The 18,547-nt window shown below is 46.9% G+C and carries 9 protein-coding genes and 2 tRNA genes; 2 read left to right on the forward strand and 9 right to left on the reverse strand.

Going from position 1 to position 18,547, the window contains the following annotated elements:
• Window positions 1-79: 79 nt before the first annotated feature.
• On the reverse strand, window positions 80-8,146 hold the full coding sequence (locus A3Q3_RS0104895; RefSeq protein WP_020182457.1) for a retention module-containing protein: 8,067 nt from the start codon (window positions 8,144-8,146) through the stop codon (window positions 80-82).
• Window positions 8,147-8,448: 302 nt separating this feature from the next.
• Here A3Q3_RS0104895 and A3Q3_RS0104900 point away from each other — a divergent pair, with 302 nt between their 5' ends.
• Together A3Q3_RS0104900 and A3Q3_RS0104905 are read left to right on the forward strand one after the other, a co-directional pair.
• Window positions 8,449-9,099, forward strand: a complete 651-nt coding sequence (locus tag A3Q3_RS0104900; RefSeq protein WP_051086444.1) for a transglutaminase-like cysteine peptidase — start codon at window positions 8,449-8,451, stop codon at window positions 9,097-9,099.
• Between the two features lie 19 nt (window positions 9,100-9,118).
• Window positions 9,119-11,041 (forward strand): EAL domain-containing protein, encoded by a 1,923-nt coding sequence (locus A3Q3_RS0104905; RefSeq protein ID WP_020182459.1) that lies wholly within the window; start codon window positions 9,119-9,121, stop codon window positions 11,039-11,041.
• Between the two features lie 70 nt (window positions 11,042-11,111).
• On the opposite strand, the gene A3Q3_RS0104910 is transcribed toward A3Q3_RS0104905, so the two are convergent.
• From A3Q3_RS0104910 to A3Q3_RS0104945, 8 genes are all read right to left on the reverse strand, one after another.
• Window positions 11,112-11,729, reverse strand: a complete 618-nt coding sequence (locus tag A3Q3_RS0104910; protein WP_020182460.1) for a response regulator transcription factor — start codon at window positions 11,727-11,729, stop codon at window positions 11,112-11,114.
• Window positions 11,730-11,747: 18 nt separating this feature from the next.
• Window positions 11,748-13,160 carry an HlyD family type I secretion periplasmic adaptor subunit gene (locus A3Q3_RS0104915; protein ID WP_020182461.1) on the reverse strand — a complete coding sequence of 471 codons (1,413 nt, stop codon included), beginning with the start codon at window positions 13,158-13,160 and terminating at the stop codon, window positions 11,748-11,750.
• 12 nt (window positions 13,161-13,172) lie between these two features.
• Window positions 13,173-15,323, reverse strand: a complete 2,151-nt coding sequence (locus A3Q3_RS0104920; RefSeq protein WP_025224624.1) for a type I secretion system permease/ATPase — start codon at window positions 15,321-15,323, stop codon at window positions 13,173-13,175.
• A gap of 194 nt (window positions 15,324-15,517) precedes the next feature.
• Window positions 15,518-15,591, reverse strand: a tRNA-Cys gene (locus A3Q3_RS0104925).
• A gap of 75 nt (window positions 15,592-15,666) precedes the next feature.
• Window positions 15,667-15,742, reverse strand: a tRNA-Gly gene (locus A3Q3_RS0104930).
• A gap of 117 nt (window positions 15,743-15,859) precedes the next feature.
• Window positions 15,860-16,447 carry a CDP-diacylglycerol--glycerol-3-phosphate 3-phosphatidyltransferase gene (pgsA, locus tag A3Q3_RS0104935; protein ID WP_020182463.1) on the reverse strand — a complete coding sequence of 196 codons (588 nt, stop codon included), beginning with the start codon at window positions 16,445-16,447 and terminating at the stop codon, window positions 15,860-15,862.
• A gap of 12 nt (window positions 16,448-16,459) precedes the next feature.
• Entirely contained in the window at window positions 16,460-18,277 is a 1,818-nt protein-coding gene (uvrC, locus tag A3Q3_RS0104940) for an excinuclease ABC subunit UvrC (protein WP_020182464.1), read from the reverse strand.
• 68 nt (window positions 18,278-18,345) lie between these two features.
• On the reverse strand, window positions 18,346-18,528 hold the full coding sequence (locus A3Q3_RS0104945) for a 4-oxalocrotonate tautomerase family protein (protein ID WP_020182465.1): 183 nt from the start codon (window positions 18,526-18,528) through the stop codon (window positions 18,346-18,348).
• Window positions 18,529-18,547 lie beyond the last annotated feature (19 nt).

An 18,547-nucleotide genomic window follows, 5' to 3' on the forward strand; every position in this document is an offset into this window, starting at 1 on the left:
TAACTTTCCAAGTAAAGAAAAAGGGAGCAGCCAAATCGCGCCGCCCCCTCTAAAAACCATCAAACAGTGTTAATAAATGTTAATCCACAACTAAAGCACCATTGGCCAACATACGTTGTAGCAAATCTGTTTCATTGCCAGCTGTTGCGCCGGTCGCGGTATACAGGTTAATGCCTTGCAAGACAATACGTTGATCCTCTTGCGCTGCACTATAAGTGCCGCCAGTGAATCCACCTGCCGAGCTAATTCGGATTTCGGTATTGCCGCCATTGATATTAATATCAATATAATTCAGCAAGTTACCAATATTAGGAACGCTTCCGGTATTCAACAAGGTAGAGGCTTCGCCTTGTAGTAAATCGCGTAAATCTAGCGCATCTACTCTTGTTGCATTAAAGTCGGTCACTGTCGCATTGCCAGATCCACCGTAACGGAAATCAGTCACAGTATCGATGGCCGGTACACCTAACGTGCCTTTATCAGCAAGATTCCATTCAAAAATATCTTTACCAAGCGCGCCATTGGCAGGAGTGCCAGTGTCGCCCGTCAGCGTATCATTGCCTGCCCCGCCGACAATGCGGTCATCGCCCAGCAAACCAATTAAGGTGTTATTGCCATCATTTCCGATGATTCGGTTATTAACAGCGTTACCTGTCACGTTGGTATTAAATGATCCGCTCAAAGTGACGTTCTCAAAGTTGGTAGCAATGGTATAGGTGCCGGGATTATAAGTAGCGGCAATCTCGATATTGTCAGTACCCTCATTCGCATTCTCGACAATCACATCGCCAGCACTGTCTATGCGATAGATATCATCGCCCAAACCACCAATCATGGTATCGTTGCCAGTGCCGCCAATCAGAATATCAGCCCCATCACCACCATTTAAGGTGTCATCGCCATCACCACCATCTAAGTAATCCGCACCGCCGTAACCATTCAAAATGTCGTTACCGCCAAACCCTTGAATATAGTCTCGCCCTTCTGCACCAATTAATGTATTAGTGTTGTTATCACCGTCTAACACTGAACCGGTACGCAATTCGTACTGCTGATTGACAGAGGTTTCTACCACGTCCTGAATACGTGTATCCGTAATGGTTGGCAGGTTAGCTGCTGAGAAGAAGGCAATACTATCTAGCGAGAATGAAATCCAAGTATTACTGTCTGTTAACTTGAACTCAAATTGCAAGTTTGCATTACCGCCTTGCTCCCAATACAACAACTCAATCGACGTGAAACCGGAAATCAAGTCAGACACTTCCACGTTAGTAAATGTACGTGTGGTGGGTGGTTGATTACCGTCAAACTCAATTAACGTCTCACCGCCAACTTTTAATCTAAAGCCATCATCGGCATACACTCTAAAGTCGTAGTTACCGCGCTCTAGATAGGCAAACCCCGTCATGCGAATAATTGCATCCGTGGTTGTACCTAAGCCAGTTTGCGTGCCTACTGTTGCACCCACTGGGGTGCCTGTTTGCACTACGGCCGTTGCTGCATCTGTATATAAGAAATTGGACAACTCTCTATTGGTCAACGTGTAGTCATAACCCGGTAAGCTAGAGCCCGCTGCAGTGTTAGGGTTAGTGCCCAAGCTACCATTCACAGCTCGATCATTGCCAAACTCGTCTGTCTGCAAATCATTACCATAATTTAAACTACGTACACTAAACCTTACATCGGCCGCATTGGTTGCAGCTGCGTTAGACGTCCCTACGATATTGCCAGGGCCACCCATAGCCAAGTTACGGCCATTGATAATCGCGGCAACATCTTCTATCGAATCAATATTAGTGCTTCCGAATACGGTTGCAGTACTATCATCAGCATGTACACGATTACCTGCAATGACAGTATCGTTATACCCATAATATTCACCCATGAGACCATCCGCAATAATGGGCACTGGCACTGGGGTAATGGCCGTCAAATCTAGGGTGCCGAGTATGGCTACTGAAATAGTGGCCGTATCAAAGCCTCCGTTATTATCGGTAATTTTATAGGTAAATACATCACTCACCGTTTGCCCGCCCAAGATGTTTTGCGTCTGAATGCGGCTGTTGTCCAAGGTGTAGGTATAAGTACCATTAGAGTTAATCACCAACGTGCCATAAATACCACTGACTGTGAGTGCAGAACCCAATGGCACTGCGCCCACCACGGCACCTGTACCTGCCACTGCCCCAGTGATAAACAGCGTATCGTTATTAGGATCAGCATCGGCTACATTGCCACTGCCACCCAATATCGCGTTGCCCGCCAACACTGAGTTCACAGTGTCTTCCTGCAAGTTGCTAACCGGTACATCGTTGATTGCATCCGGTGCATTATTGACGTCCGTAATGGTGGCTGTACCCACAGCAGAGGTATTGGTAGTAACGCCTACTGTTCTGGTCGCTGTCAGCGTAAAGGTTTCACTGACTTCAGTAATGTTGTCTTGCGTAATTGGTGTACGCACCAATACATAAGTACCATTGATTGGGATAGTCGCAGTAGTCGCATTGCTCCAAGTAGCGCCATTGTCTGTCGACACTTGAATATTGGTCGCACCTGCTGCACCATAATCTACGCCGCCGCCAGTGGCTGTGCCATTAGCAAGCGCCAAACTGAAGGTAGTTGCCACAGAAGACGGATTGCTGAGTGACACAACGAATTGCGCAAAGCCTGCAGTTTGATCTGACACAGTGAGGCTAGACACGGCTAATGTTGGCGTATCGTTATCCGTACCACCTGCCCCTGCACCATCATCGCGAATCGTACCTATACCGATACCATCAGCAATCGTCGCATTGGTTGCACCACTCAAATTGACTCTAAAGGTTTCACTGCCTTCATATATATTGTCGTTCAGAATAGGCACTGTAATGGTTTGCGTGGTGACGCCAGAGGCAAAAGTTAAGGTACCAGAACTGGCAGTATAGTCACTACCAGACAATGCTGTTTGGTTGACCATGCCGTAATTCACGGTCACCGTATTACCGCTTGCTGCACTTAAAGTCACTGTAAAGGTCATTGTGCCAGCAGCCTCATTCACGGTGACATCGTTGATCGTTAAGCTTGGGGTAGGATCATTATCGGTAATCGTACCTGTGCCTGTCACACCGCCAACCGTCAGCAACAATGTTTCATTTGGCTCATCCAACGTATCATTGACGGTAGGTATGGTTACAGTAAAACTAGTTGTTGCCGCTGGAATAGTCAGCACACCCGTGCTTGAATTATAAGTTACGCCGCCGCTAAAAGTGAGCGCACCGTAATCGGTCGGGGAAGCTGTACCACCTAGCTCTAGTGTTGTGGTGATGATAATTCCAGTATGGGTACTTACATTGACGGTGTAAACTAAATTTGCCCCTTCTGTAGCCGTTGGGCTAGACACTGTAATGGTGTCGTCAATGATTGTTGCTGTACCTACTGATGTAGTGGCTGTAGTAGAGCCAGTGGCTGTACCACTAGAAATGGTTGCAGTTAAATTAAATGTTTCAGTTTGTGCTTCCGTCATAGTATTTGCATTGATAGCGGTACGAACCAACACTGATGTTTGCCCTGGAGCAAAAGTCGCTGTGTTCACACCTGATGCTGACCAAGTTGCGCCACCATCTGTAGAAACCTGCATCAGTGTATTGTTGCCATAATCTGTGGTTGTATTGTTGGCAAAGTTTGTACCACCAATTGCCGTGCCACCACCAAAACTAAGTCCAACTGTAACCGCAGTACTACTTGGGTTAGACAAGCTCACAGTAAACACTGCGTTGATATTATCCACTTCCGCGACTGAAATATTATTCACAGTCAAGGTAGGTGCGGCGTCATCATCATTAATCGTACCCACACCGGTTACGCCACCTACTGTCAAATTGTAGGTTTCATTAGGTTCATCTATCGTATCTTGAATTGATGCGATTGTTGCGGTAAAGCTAGTAACGCCAGCTGGCACAGTTAATATGCCGCCACTTAAAGTGACACCATTAGAGAAGGTCACTGCGGCATTGTAATCTACGCCTGAGCTGGCTGTGCCGCCACCTAAACTATAAGCATAAGTAGTCGCTACGCTAGAACCATTACTCAACGTAATGGTATGTAGTAAGCTACCACCTTCCGTTGCACTTGCAGCACTCACACTTTGAATTGTTGGAACTGCATCATTATCAATAATGGTGCCTGCTCCTTGTGAGTCTGCAATCGTCGCATTGGTCGCACCGCTTAAATTGACAAAGAACGTTTCATTCGGCTCATCAATCGTGTCATTGTTAATAGGCACGGTAATGGTTCGTGTCGTTTGCCCTGGCGTAAATGTCACGGTGCCTGTGCTATTAGTATAATCAAGTCCTACTCCAGCCTGAGCCGTACCATCTGCAGTGGCATAATTTACGGTAACTGTTTGTCCTGATGCCGCTGATAAGGTCACAGTAAACGTCGCTGTACCCGCTGACTCATTCACGGTCACATCGTTAATGGTCAAGCTAGGTGTTGGATCGTTATCAGTAATCGTAGTGGTAACGCTACCATTTGTACCGCTCACAACAATGCTTTCTAAATTGCCGCCAGTTGCAGATGCAATGGTCACCGTAAAGTTTTCCAAAGCCTCATCTAACAAATCATCTATTGTCGCAATATTAAAGTTAGCAGAGCTGCTACCAGCGGGAATAGTCACTGTAGCAACGCCTGTATAGTCCGTTCCGTTTGCAGCTGTACCACTATAAGTTAAGTTTACAGTTACTGCCGTTGTCTGCGCAGGATTGGTCAGCGTAACCGTATACGAACCAGATGCGCCCTCCGTCACATTAGCGCTTCCAGAAATACTCACAGTGGTCGCATCCGCATCATCCACTACGGTGTTGTTGACGGTACCAGTGGTGGTGACCGCTTCGTAGTTAGCGCCTGTGGTGCCAGTAATGGCGACCGCAGGTAAGGTGGTGGTGCCTTGCGCGTAAGCGTCATCGGCACGCACCGCAACCGTGGTCGAGGCACTGGTGGCGTTCACCGGAATGGTGATGGTGGCGCCATTGCTTAAGGTCACGACCAATGGTGTGCCTGTCACCGGGTTAGACACGGTGGCGGTATAGGTGATGCTGCCGCCTTCGGCAATGGCGGTGCCATTGGTGGCAGAGCTTAGGGTCACGGTGGTCGCATCAATCGTATCCAACACGTTAGTTACCGCAGGTGTAGGATCAATCGAGCTTAAAATTCCACCGCCACTTAAGGCAGTAATCGTCGCACTAACGGTAGTAGGGTCAATATATGGGTCGTCCGATCCGGCAATCGATAGACTGACCGAGCCCATGGTTCCTCCAGCAGGAATAACGATGCTTTGTCCATTAGACAAAGTCACAGTCAAGTTACTGGTCGGCGGTTGAGTGATAGTGGCGGTGTAAGTGATGACACCTCCAGCTTCTGTGATGCTCGGCGTGGCTGACAATGTGACGGTTGCAACATCGTTGTCTAACAAGTTAGTGGTAACGCTGCCATTTGCTGCGCTGACTACAAGATTTTCAAAATTGCCACCACTAATAGCACCTATCCCCACCACGATCGTTTCGCTACCTTCTGCTGCAACGTCATCTGTAATAGGCAAAGTAAAACTGACACTGCTAGCGCCTGCCGGAATAGTGACGACGGCTATACCAGTGTAATCACTGCCATTACTGGCTGTGCCAGCATAGGTGATGTTGATAGTCAGTGCAGTCTGTGCTGGGTTGGTGAGCGATACCGTATAGCTGGCTGTACCCCCTTCTGTAGCACTTGCACTGCCTGTAATGCTGATGGTGGTGGTATTAATCGTGTCTGTCACGTTGGTGGTAGCTGGTGCCGGATTCACGTTCAATTGCTCAAAGTTGCCGCCACTGGCACTGCTGATGGTTTTGCTAACAGATCCAGCATCCACGTACACATCGTCTGTCGGCGCTGCCAAAGTGGTGGTGCCGGTAGTTGCACCAGCCGCAATATTAATCACTTCGCCAGTAGATAAAGTGACAGTCACTGCTGACTGTGCAGGATTGCTCAAAGTCGCGGTGTATATAATACTGCCGCCTTCAGCTACCGTAGGGGTTGCTGTTAATGTTACCGTTGTCGCATCTACGGTATCTGTAATCGTCGTCGTCGCGGGGGCAGCATTGACTACAAGGCTTTCAAAATTACCACCTGTTGCAGAAGTAATCGTGAGTGAGACAGTGCCTGTATCGACATAAACATCATCCGTCGGTGCTGAGATTGAAAGCGTACCCGTTGTTGCGCCATTGGGAATCGTAATCGTGCTGCCATTACTCAATGTCACAGTGACTGCACCTTGCGCCGGACTGGTCAATGTTGCTGTGTATACAATGCTGCCACCCTCAGCAACACTTGGCGTAGCAGACAAACTCACAGTTGTGACATCAATAGTATCTGTAATATTGGTCACTGCAGGTGTAGGATCAATCGAGCTGAGGATACCGCCGCCGCTTAGCGTAGTAATCGTAGCGCTTACGGTAGTAGGGTCTATATATACATCATCACTCCCTACCAACGTGTAATTGCCTGTGGCAGAGGTCGCGCCTGCCGGAATAGTAATAACAACCCCATTATCAAGCGTCACGGTGAGTGGGCTGGTAGGTGCTTGCGTGATGGTCGCAGTATAGACAATGGTGCCACCTGCTTCCGTAATGCTAGCAGTTGCAGTTAGGCTTACGGTAGCCACATCATTATCAAGCAAATTAGTTGTGACAGAGCCGTTGCTGCCACTCACCACTAGGTTCTCGAAATTACCGCCAGATACAGAGCCAATACCCACCACTAAGGTTTCGGAGCCTTCTGCCAATGCATCATCATTCATCACAATATTGAATGTTGCACTGCTCTGCCCTGCTAGGATCGTCACACTGGTGACCGCAGTATAGTCTGCACCATTCGCGGTGCCACTATAGACTAAGTTAATTGTAGTATTGGTTTGCGCTGGGCTGGTCAAGGAAACCGTATATGTTGCCGTACCATTCTCAAGGACAGAAGCCGTACCGGTAATACTCACTGTTGTGGTGTCAGCCGTATCCGTAATCGTTGTATTGACTGGCGTAGTATTCACAGCCAAGTTCTCAAAGTTACCGCCAGTTGCACTTGCAATAGACCGAGTCACGATAGAACTATCTAAATAGACATCGTCAGTTGGTGCCGGAATGCTGATAGAAGCCGATGTTGCACCCGCAGCAATGACAATAACCTCGCCAGTAGACAAAGTCACAGTGACTACTGTACCTGCCGGGTTACTTAAACTTACTGTGTATACAATCGCACCGCCCTCAGCTACGCTGGGGCTTGCAGTTAAGGTTAGCGCAGTGGTGTCCACTGTATCGGTAATTGTTGTGACTGCCGGCGTTGTGCTTACAGTCATTGGTTCAGTGCTACCAGCCACAGTCGTGATTGTCGTGCTGATCGTAGATTGGTCTAAATAAGGGTCGTCACTCGGTGCAACGGTATAGGTTGCAGTGCCAGTGCTGGCACCTGCTGGAATCAATACAGTTTGACCATTGGAAAGCAATATTGACATGGGAGCGGTGGCAGCACGGCTCAATGTCACGGTGTAAATAATATCGCCACCCGCCTCTGTCAGTGATGAGGTAGCACTTAAGCTCACGCCCAATGGCGGAAGTGAAGGCGTTGTCGTTAATCCGGTATTATTTAAATCAAGGTTCAACTCATCTTGCGTACGCGCACGAATCGGCTCATCTTGTAACTCACCATCAATATTGTATTCGTATGCAAAGCTGAATTGATTGAGCACATCATTGATGCGAAGCAAATTAACGAAGCCAAAACCGTAAGAATTTCTGCCGCCAGCATTGCCTGCCGCCGTTTCTTCCAGCACTTCGTTCACGTCTTGGCCAGACTCAATGGCTTTGACTACACTCTCAATGGTGGCCAAATCCACAGACCCATCTAATTTATCTTGCGCAAAAATTGTGGCTAAATCTTCGGTCAGCGCCACAATTTGATTGGCTGGAATATTAATATTTCGGCCATCGTTCATCGATAGCTCGACCAGCGCGCCAGACATGGTCTGGATGGTATCGCCCAACTCAACGGAGTCACCTAACTGAAGCTCTCTCTTTTCACCATTGTCTTTAGTGATGTAAGCGGTTCCTGTTAATGCAACAACTTTTCCGATGAGTGCCATGGTTTTATTCCAAATAATTAATTAAAAACAGCAAGTCAAATTGACCACACTGGCATTAAACACAAGTTTTTACCAAAAAAATATTGTACTAACGGCCAATACGCCTACTTTTTAGAACTACCCAATAAAAGCCAGTTTGATTGTGGCTTTCAAATACGTCTGCCACTGTAAAAATAGCGAAAATGGGTTTTCCTTATGGTTAAATAGGTGCATTCTCGCTTAAGCGGTGGTAGCACCTTGTTTTGGAGCAAGTTATTTCAACACCTGTGACCAGCATTGTTCATGTTATCGATCGCGCGCGCATGTTGATATGCATCATGCTCGGATTCTGCTGCGTCGCATACCTGTATGCCGGTGGCGTGCAATTTAATCGCTTAACCGAACTTGCCAAACAGCGCTATGGCGACCACGCCGTGCAAAGCATAGGAGAGCTCAACCAAGCACTCAATCGCGTCAGTAACGCATCTGACGAAGAAAAGCTTATTGCGATTAACGGCTTTTTTAATCGAAAACTTGAATTTGTTGACGATTTAAATTTATGGAAGCAATCCGATTACTGGGCAACCCCGCTTGAATCGATTGGCATGCAAGCCGGAGACTGCGAAGACTTTAGTATTGCCAAATACGTATTTTTAAAAGCGCTGAATATTTCCAATGAGAAATTACGCCTGACTTACGTACGCGCGCAACTGTATGATCAAGATGTAAAAGTCGTCAAAGCCCATATGGTGCTGAGTTATTACAAAACCCCCACGTCAGAACCCCTTATTCTGGACAATCTGATTCCGGATATTTTACCGGCATCACAGCGACCAGATTTAAACCCGATTTTTAGTTTTAACGATAAAGGCCTATGGGTAGGCGGCAGCACGCAACCCAAAGCCAGCTCACAACAACATTTATCAAAGTGGCGGGATGTGTTGTTACGCATTCGTGCAGATGGAATAGAATAAAAGAGTTAAGGAAAAGACCATGTCACTCATTCATCAAATTCGAATCGCATTATTTCTTGTCATTATCGCAACGGCGGGTGGCAGTTTGATTTTTAGTACACTCGACAGCAAGCAATACCTTGAGGAAGAGTTGCAGAAGAAAAATCTGGACAATGCCAACGTGCTGGCACTTGCTATGTCACAAATGGAAAAAGATGCCACGATGATTGATTTATTCATTTCGGCACAGTTTGATGCGGGTCATTATCGCTATATCGGTCTGTTTGACCCCAATGGCAAACTGATTACCGAGCGTGTCAACCCCAACAGCAGCACCATCGCCCCTGATTGGTTCACACGCTGTGTGCCGATTAACGTCACCCCAGGATTCTCGAACATTCAAACTGGCTGGACGCAATACGGCACGGTGCATGTGGAAAGTGATGTGAACTTTACCTATGACCGATTATGGCATGCGGTCAAAAACATGTTGATTTGGGTGTTATCCATTAGCTTAATTGCCTATATTGCTTGCGGACAGTTGTTAAGAAGGATTTTGAAACCGCTGGATGATGTGATTGGGCAGGCGCAAGCAATTGGCGAGCGTCGCTTTATTAATATTCAAGAGCCCAAAACGACAGAATTTAAAGCCGTGGTAAGAGAAATGAATCAGCTTTCCACACGCGTCAAAGAAAATCTGAACAAAGAATCTGAGCGCTTGGATGAGTTACGTTTAAGAATCAATTATGACGATGCCACCGGCTTAATGAATCACGATTACTTTATGAATACGGTTGATTCAAAACTGCATCAAGAAAGCTTTGGTGAAGGCGCGCTCATTATCATCCGCATTTGCAATCTTGCTGAGATTGACCGCGATATTGGTTACCATCAAACCAATTTAATGCTCAAAAAAATCAGCGGCGCCATCACCTCCATTTCCAGTCACCAAGAAGGCTTGATTGCAGGCCGTATTAGTGGGCGCGATATTGCAATATTTTGCGACCAACCCAAAGATGAGTTTGTATTAGCACAACACTTTAAGGAAAACTTACTGGATGCGATGACACTCGCGCATACCGAGCATCAAGCACCGCTATTTGCGTGTGTAGTCACTAAGACTAAATTTACGGATGAAAGCCAACACTTATTTAAAGCACTCGATTTTATTCTAGAGCTCTCGCATCTCAACAACGCACAAAACTTCCGTATCGTAAATGCAAACAGTATTGTGGCCACTAAACACCAATACCTCAATGAGTGGAAAACATTACTCGGCAATGCCATCACGCATCATCGAGTCAAACTAGAACATTACCCAGTGCTCACCATTCACGGCGAGCTCATTCATTACGAAAGCCCCGTCCGTTTGCAGCTAGAGGAAAATAGTAAATGGCTATCTGCTGGCGAGTTTATTGACTGGGCCATTCAACTCGACTTAATTCAATCGATTGACACGCTTGCCCTAGAAACCGCAATAGGCTTGCTAGCGCAACATAACCTGCCCATTTGCTTGAATATATCCGAAAGCACAATGCGTGACCCTACTTACCTTAAAACAGCGGAAAAACTGATTCAACAGCAAGGCATCAACACTGATTTATTGAGTTTTGAAGTCCCGGAAACCGCCGCCTTTAACCATCTGAATGAATTTAAAACCTTTACCCGTCAACTCAAAATGCTGGGTTGCCGTGTGGGTGTGGAGCATGTGAGTTTACGCATTTCACGCTTGGGTGAGTTACACGACCTCGGATTAGACTATGTGAAATTTGATGCCTCTCTCATCCGTGGCATTGATATCAACGAGAGTCATAAATCATTGTTACGTGGGTTATGTTTAATTGTGCACTCAATAGGTATCTACACCATTGCCGAAGGGGTAAATACAGAAGCCGAAATCGCAGCGTTAACAGAAGTGGGCATGGATGGCCTGACTGGGCCGGGCATTCGTATGGACGAGTAAGCATACGCGCGCCAGTTAGAAATACAGTGACTATGTATACGCCAGGTAGATTGGCGTAAAAGCTGGTGTATTAAATTTGATAATTTTGGTTGAGAATTAACGCCAAGTGCAACCTATCTTTGACTTTTAGTTGCTCAAAAATAGAAGCCAAATGCGCTTTCACCGTACGGTCCGTAATATTCAAAATACGGGCAATCTCTTTATTGCTTAGCCCTTTGGCGGCCTCTACCGCCACTTCTTTCTCGCGCTGCGTCAGCTGATTCAACAAGCTGTTGACATGCGAGTTATGGCTAGTGGTCATTCTGGTCGATACTTCAATCAACTTTTGTAATAGCGTATTCCCCAACCACAGTCCGCCGTGTGCAATGACAGTTTTGATTTCAGCCAAGGCTTCTGCGGTCGCGTAAGCATGGCTGTACCCTACTGCCCCCAAACTCAAAGCATATAAGGCCTCTGCCTGATCCGGCGCATTGGCCAACACCACGACTTTTGCATTGGGATAATGCGTGGTAATGCGTTTGATTGCGCCTTGCATCCAATGCTGGCGGTCTTCGTTCATGTGTAGCCAAAATACCAGTTGTGCTTGATTGGCAGTGGTTGAGACCTCACGCACACACTGGCAATCGGTAAAGGCTTGTTGCCAGCCAGGTAATGGCTGAGACAGTGTGGTAACAAAAATATCTTGCATAGTTGTAAGGGATTCTTTTTATCGCTCGCTGAACGCGTAAGACTTTGCTTTTAATACTGGTTTTAACAGATACGATAAGACCGTTTTTTTGCCCGTCAATATGTCCACCTGCGCCATCATGCCCGGAATGATCGGCAAACCTTTGCCAATGACAGATTGCTGGGTACGCACTTTCACAATGTAATAGGCATTGCCTTTATCATCCACGGTTGAATCCGCAGCAATGCTATCCACCACGCCGTTTACAGTACCATAAATGGTGTAATCATAAGCGGTGAGCTTAATAATGGCGGCCTGCTCGGGCCTGATAAACGCAATATCTTTGATTTGGACTTTGGTTTCTAAAATCAAACTATCATCCGTCGGCACCACTTCCATTACTTCTTTACCCGGCTGTATCACACCGCCCACCGTATTGAAAAACAAGCGGCTCACTTTACCATTCACTGGAGACTTCAACATGGACTGCTTTACTTTATCGGTAAGCGCCACACTGGTTTGGGTGAGACTATTCACCTTGGCCGAAGTGTCATTGAGCTCAGTTCGCACTTTACTTAAAAAAGATTGCTCGGCTTCGGCAATTTTACGTCTAGCCTCAGAAATAGAGACTTGGATACGGCTAATTTGCGCGCGCGCTTGGTCAATGTCTCCACGTGCTCGCGTTGCTTCCCGGTCTAATCTTAAAATATCGATTTCCGATACCGCGCCACTGGCCAGCAAGGGCTTGTTCGCAGCCAACTCTTTACTGGCCGACTCATAAGTCTTTTCTGCAATTTCTTTTTTAAACTGCACTTCTATCAATTCCTTTTCACGCTGTACCATTTGGTCGCGCGCAATATTCACGGTGGAATCCAACTCTTCGCGACTGGCCAAATATAAAGCACGCTCTTGCTCATAGACTTGAGGCATATCTTGCTGCACCTGTGCAGGTGGACTATAACTGGTGCCATTCGCCAGTGCTTTTAATCGTGCCTCTTTTGCTAACAGCGCTAAATACTGCCCCTGATTCTCTTTGAGTGAGGAAGCCGCGCGCGTTTCATCAATCTTAATCAGCGGCGTCCCTATCTTCACTATATCTCCAGCTTTGACTAAAATTTCCGAAACAATCCCACCATCGAGTGATTGGATTACCTGCACTTGACGTGACGGCACCACACGTCCTTCACCACGCGAAATTTCATCGACTTGTGCAAATGCTGCCCATACCAACAACGCCACCATCACAGCCAAAATGGTGTAGAGCAACTTTTTGGCTTTAAGCGGCGTTTGCTCAACAATGGCAATATCCGCTTCTTGATCCCAAGCCAAACTTTCTTGCGTTTCCGCTGGAATAACTTTATCAATCATCGAATGTATAGGCGTTGCCAGCCAATTACGGCCGCCAAATACACGGGTAAACGCCCCAATCTTTTTAAATAAACCCTCACTCATCTCAATTCCTCATCAATGGGCTTTACCCACTTTGCCTGCGCGTAACGCTTCGATGACATCTTGTTTCTTGCCATCTGCCACTACGCGGCCAGCATCAATCACAATGAGACGCGTGACCAAATCAAATAATCCCGAACGATGGCTAATCAACACCATCGTGTGCTGGTGGGTAGCCTCAGCCAGTCGTTTTTTCACTGCATCTTCGCCAGAATGGTCCATCGCGCTGGTTGGTTCATCTAACAACACAATCGAAGGCCGTGTAATAAACGCCCGGGCAATGCCTACGCCTTGTTTTTGTCCACCGGAGAGTGTCTCGCCACGCTCACCTACCAACAAATCAAAACCTTTGGGGTGTGCATTGGCAAACTCATCGATGCCGCCCACATGCGCTGCCGCCAGTACAGCAGCATCATTGCTATGTGGCGCACGCATGGCAATGTTGTCGCGCAATGAGCCATAAAACAAATGTGTATCTTGTTGTACGTATCCTATACTGCGGCGCAACTCGGCCGGGTCTATTTGTCTAGAATCAATACCATCAATCAAAATCGCGCCTTCTGTAGGTTTATACAGACCCAAAATCAGCTTATTGATGGTACTTTTGCCTGAGCCCATGCGCCCCAATAAAGCCACATGTTCACCGGCTTTAATTTTGAAAGACACTTTAGTCAACGCAAGCTCTTCTGCGCCCGGATATTGAAAACTGACTTCTCTAAACTCAATATCGCCACGGAACGATGGACGCGACAAAAAGTTAGCATTAGCAGGACGCTCCACTGATTTATGCATGATCTCGTCTAACGATTGCAAGGAGGTAGATGCTGTGTGATATTGACTCAACAAGCCAGCTGTTTGCGCAATGGGTGCCAATGCCCGAGAAGCCAGCATCGTAGTTGCGATCAAGCCCCCCATCGTCAAATCACCACTCGTGACCATATAGACGCCTAGCAACACCAGTACCACAGTCAATATCTGTTGAATGGCATTAGAGCCGTTATTAATGGAAGAAGCCAGTAAGCGCAATTTACTACCCACCTCAGTGAGATAGCGTGCACTATGCTCCCACTTGCGTTGCATATTGCCTTCAATACCTAAGGATTTAATAGTTTCTAAGCCCACCAAGCTTTCTATCAGCGTGGCATTACGAATAGCACCAGCGCGGTACATGGTTTCTGATAGCTCATGCATCTTGGTCTGCACACTCAAGGCATATACCAGCATGATGATGGCGCCGATCACAACGGGCAAGACCATGACCCAATTAATCCAGGCAATGACGACAATAAAAATAATGCCGAACGGCAAGTCAATTAAAGCGGTGATGGTGGCAGAGGTAATAAAGTCTCTGACGCTCTCAAAGGAACGTAGGTTAGAGGCAAAAGAGCCTACAGAGTTTGGCCGCTGATCCAAATGTAGCCCTAGCACTTGCTCCATGATGCGCGCGCTTAGCTTGACATCAATCCGTGCACTGGCCCAATCTAGGAAAAAAGCACGCATGGTACGCAAAATCAAATCACCCACCACAATGATGAGTACACCCAAGCCCATGACCCACATGGTTTCAATCGCGCGATTTGGCACAATTCTGTCGTATACGTTCATCGTAAATAAAGGCATGGCCAGCGCAAATATATTGACCAGAAGAGCAGCCAACATCACATCACGGTAAATGCGCTTATTCTCTGCCAACGTACCCCAGAACCAATGTCTCAAGCGCACCTTACCTACCTCTGGCGCGCGTTGATCAAACATATACTTGGGCTTGACTGTAATGAAATAGCCGGCATATTTGGCTTCTAATTCAGCCAAAGGCAAATGCGTTTCTGCGTCGCCCAACTCAGGAAAAATCACATAGGCGGTATTGGTGGCGTAATCGATGCGGGCAAGCTTACATGCCTCATCATTATGCAGCAGTAGTGTGACGGGTAAGAATTCTTTACGAATAGACTGTAGCGGCTTTTTAAGCACGGTGACCGAAAGTCCCAGCCGCTCAGCTGCGCGTTTAAAAATCGCTGGCGTCATTTTGCCATTAGGCAATGGCAAGCCAGCAATCACCGCATCTTTAGTAGTCGTAATATGATGGGTTCGGCAGGCCAGCATCAAACAGCCTAAGAGTGAATCAAAACTTGCATCTTGCTGATCTGCCAGATCTTCTAAGTGCATTTGACTGTTTTCCAAATTCATTCAAGTAACCTGTTTAGTACGAAAATTCGCGTTGTTATTCTTAAACACGCACTAATGTAACAACATTTCTGGGGGACTGCCAGTAAATTACTATTGCGTACGAGACAGGATACATAAACTGGCGCAACACCAAAGCATTGAATAACGAGGTATTTACTACGGACTTAGGTATTTGGAGGCGCGAGCCGGAGTCGAACCGGCCTAAACGGCTTTGCAGGCCGCGGCATAACCGCTTTGCTATCGCGCCGTGTCTTTCAAACAAAGCTGAAAGATTTAAGCTAAAAAGGGAAAGCTACTTGTTGTGCTTTCCCTTTTTAATATTTGGAGCGGGAAACGAGTCTCGAACTCGCGACCTCAACCTTGGCAAGGTTGCGCTCTACCAACTGAGCTATTCCCGCATGAATCATTACGTCGTGTGCCGTAAAGAAGCGAGCATTTTAGCGATTTTAAATTTAGTGTCAAGGCGCATTTGCAGGTTTTATGACAATATCCTGCGAATTATTTGTCTTGACAATTTATTTCATCGAATCTTTCATCACCGGCCATGCCGCTTTTAAATAATAAGCCATTGATACCAATGTTAAAATTGCTGCGATAATAATCAGCACTTGCCCAACGAACTTGGTGTTGAAGTGTCCAATATTGTCGTAATAAAGTAGTAATAAAATCGCTAGCATCTGTGCAGCGGTCTTCACTTTACCAATCATCGCCACTGCCACGTTGCTACTTTTGCCAATATTGGCCATCCATTCGCGCAAGGCACTAATGGCAATCTCCCGCCCAATGATAATTAATGCAATCACTGCGCCTATACGCTCAAACTCCACCAACACAATCAAGGCAGCAGCCACCATCAATTTATCGGCCACCGGATCTAAAAAAGCACCAAAGCCGGACATTTGATTAAACCTACGTGCCCAGTAGCCATCAAGCCAATCGGTAACGGCGGCCAACGCAAATACGATAGTAGCAGTGAAGTTTACCCAGTGCGCTGGAAACGCAGCCAGCGTCATGGCATCTTTAGGTAGATAAAAAATTCCTACGAATACAGGAATCAAGGCAATCCGCAACACCGTTAAAATATTTGGCACATTCCACAACATAGTTTTAATCACTTAATGAAATTGATCATAGATTTTTTCTGCAAGAGACTGGCTCACACCATCTACTTTTGCAAGTTCATCTATGCTAGCATTTTTTACGCCGTCTAAACCACCAAAACGGGTGAGTAGCGCTTTGCGGCGTTTAGCACCAACGCCTTCAATGTCTTCCAAACTAGAGGTGATACGCGCTTTGCCACGTTTGGCACGGTGCCCTGTAATGGCAAAACGGTGTGCCTCGTCACGGATACGTTGTAATAGATGCAAACCTTGATTGTCCTTTTCCAAGTTGAGCATTTCGCCGGTATCCGAGAAGATCATGGTTTCCAAGCCCGGCCTGCGCTCCTCGCCCTTGGCAATCCCCACCAGCAAAATATCGTCCAACCCAACCTCTTGCATGACCTCAATTGCAATGCCTAATTGCCCTTTACCACCATCAATAAACACCAAATCCGGGCGCTTACCTTCACCAGCGGCCACTTTCTTATAGCGTCGTGTCAGCACATCGCGCATCGCAGCATAATCATCCCCCGGTGTGATGCCTGTGATGTTGTAGCGGCGATATTCGCTGTTTTGCATATCACCTTTATCAAACACCACACAGCTGCCTACGGTCGCCTCACCCATGGTATGGCTAATATCAAAGCATTCAATGCGCTCTACGGTTTCGGATAAGTTTAATGCTTCACGCAAGGCAATCAATTTGGCTGCCTGATTGGCAGACGATGCAGCGCGCTGCGATAACGCTAGTTCCGCATTGGTATCTGCCATTTTTAACCAGACACGTTTATCGCCAATGGGATTGGTAATAATCTTAATTTTGCGTTGCGCTTGCTCGCTTAACACCTCTTCAAAATCTCTGGCTGCAATCTCCATGCCACAGACAATCATGGGGGGCGTATTTTGTGCGGTGTAATGCTGGGTAATAAACGCTTCTATCGTTTCACTCAGTTCAGCATCCTGACTATTTTTTGGGAAAAAGCTTTTATCCCCCAAGTGACGGCCACCACGAATCATCACCAAGTTAATGCAATGCTGCCCCTCTAATGCTTGGCAGGCAATGACATCAGCGTCAGACACAGTGAAATCGCTCACAAACTGCTTGGCCTGCACTTGCCGTAAGGCTTGCATACGGTCACGAAACACCGCAGCAGCTTCGTACTCCTGATTGGCGGCGGCTGTGTTCATTTTATCGCCTAGCACATCCATCACCTCACTGGTTTTGCCTTCCAGAAACAACGCCGCATGGTGCACATCTTGTGCATAGTTTTCTTGATTGATGTAATCCACACAGGGCGCGGTACAGCGCTCGATTTGGTATTGCAAGCAAGGACGTGACCGGTTAGCAAATACCGTATTTTCGCAAGTCCGTAACTTAAACACTTTTTGTAGCAGTTGTATGCTCTCACGCACCGCCACTGAGTTAGGGAAAGGGCCAAAGTATTGACTGCGCCCTGTAGACTTGGTGGCTTGGCGTTGCGTCCCGCGATGAAATGCCAGCCTTGGAAAAGCATCACCTGTCAGTGCAATATAAGGGTACGATTTATCGTCCCGGAACAGGACGTTATAGCGCGGCATTAAGCCTTTGATCAGATTGTTTTCCAGCAATAACGCTTCGGCTTCAGACCGCGTCACCGTGGTTTCAATCTTGGCGATTTGCGACACCATCATACGTGTACGCGGGCTAGGCAGATTTTTATTAAAATAGCTGGAAACGCGCTTTTTAATGTCTTTTGCTTTGCCTACATAAATCACCACTTCTTCCGCATTCATCATGCGGTATACCCCAGGCAGATTGGGCAGGTTTTTTAAAATAGGTTTAGGATCAAACATCCTTACATTTTAGCATTGGCTTGCCGAGTTAAGCGAAATCGGCGTAACGACTATTCAACGTAACATGCCTACTCGTCCAGCAGCTTGCCACCTATCGCCCAGTCTTCGTATTCCACTTCTTCAAAGGTAATGTAAGTGTAATTAGCGGGTTTATGCGCTACGCGCGCCAAGGTTTCGGTGATTTCTTTGGCAATCTCCGCTTTTTGTTCGCGGGTGACAGCGCCTGCAAGTTTAATATTGACGTATGGCATGGTTAACTCCTTGTGGTTT

Source organism: Methylotenera sp. 1P/1 (genome assembly GCF_000384355.1).
Classification (GTDB): Bacteria; Pseudomonadota; Gammaproteobacteria; order Burkholderiales; family Methylophilaceae; genus Methylophilus.

Excerpts from the sequence above, each read along its gene's own strand:
- A3Q3_RS0104895 (WP_020182457.1), bottom strand. The coding sequence starts at position 8,146 with ATGGCACTCATCGGAAAAGTTGTTGCATTAACAGGAACCGCTTACATC.
- A3Q3_RS0104900 (WP_051086444.1), top strand. The coding sequence starts at position 8,449 with ATGTTGATATGCATCATGCTCGGATTCTGCTGCGTCGCATACCTGTAT.
- A3Q3_RS0104905 (WP_020182459.1), top strand. The coding sequence starts at position 9,119 with ATGTCACTCATTCATCAAATTCGAATCGCATTATTTCTTGTCATTATC.
- A3Q3_RS0104910 (WP_020182460.1), bottom strand. The coding sequence starts at position 11,729 with ATGCAAGATATTTTTGTTACCACACTGTCTCAGCCATTACCTGGCTGG.
- A3Q3_RS0104915 (WP_020182461.1), bottom strand. The coding sequence starts at position 13,160 with ATGAGTGAGGGTTTATTTAAAAAGATTGGGGCGTTTACCCGTGTATTT.
- A3Q3_RS0104920 (WP_025224624.1), bottom strand. The coding sequence starts at position 15,323 with ATGCACTTAGAAGATCTGGCAGATCAGCAAGATGCAAGTTTTGATTCA.
- pgsA (WP_020182463.1), bottom strand. The coding sequence starts at position 16,447 with ATGTTGTGGAATGTGCCAAATATTTTAACGGTGTTGCGGATTGCCTTG.
- uvrC (WP_020182464.1), bottom strand. The coding sequence starts at position 18,277 with ATGTTTGATCCTAAACCTATTTTAAAAAACCTGCCCAATCTGCCTGGG.
- A3Q3_RS0104945 (WP_020182465.1), bottom strand. The coding sequence starts at position 18,528 with ATGCCATACGTCAATATTAAACTTGCAGGCGCTGTCACCCGCGAACAA.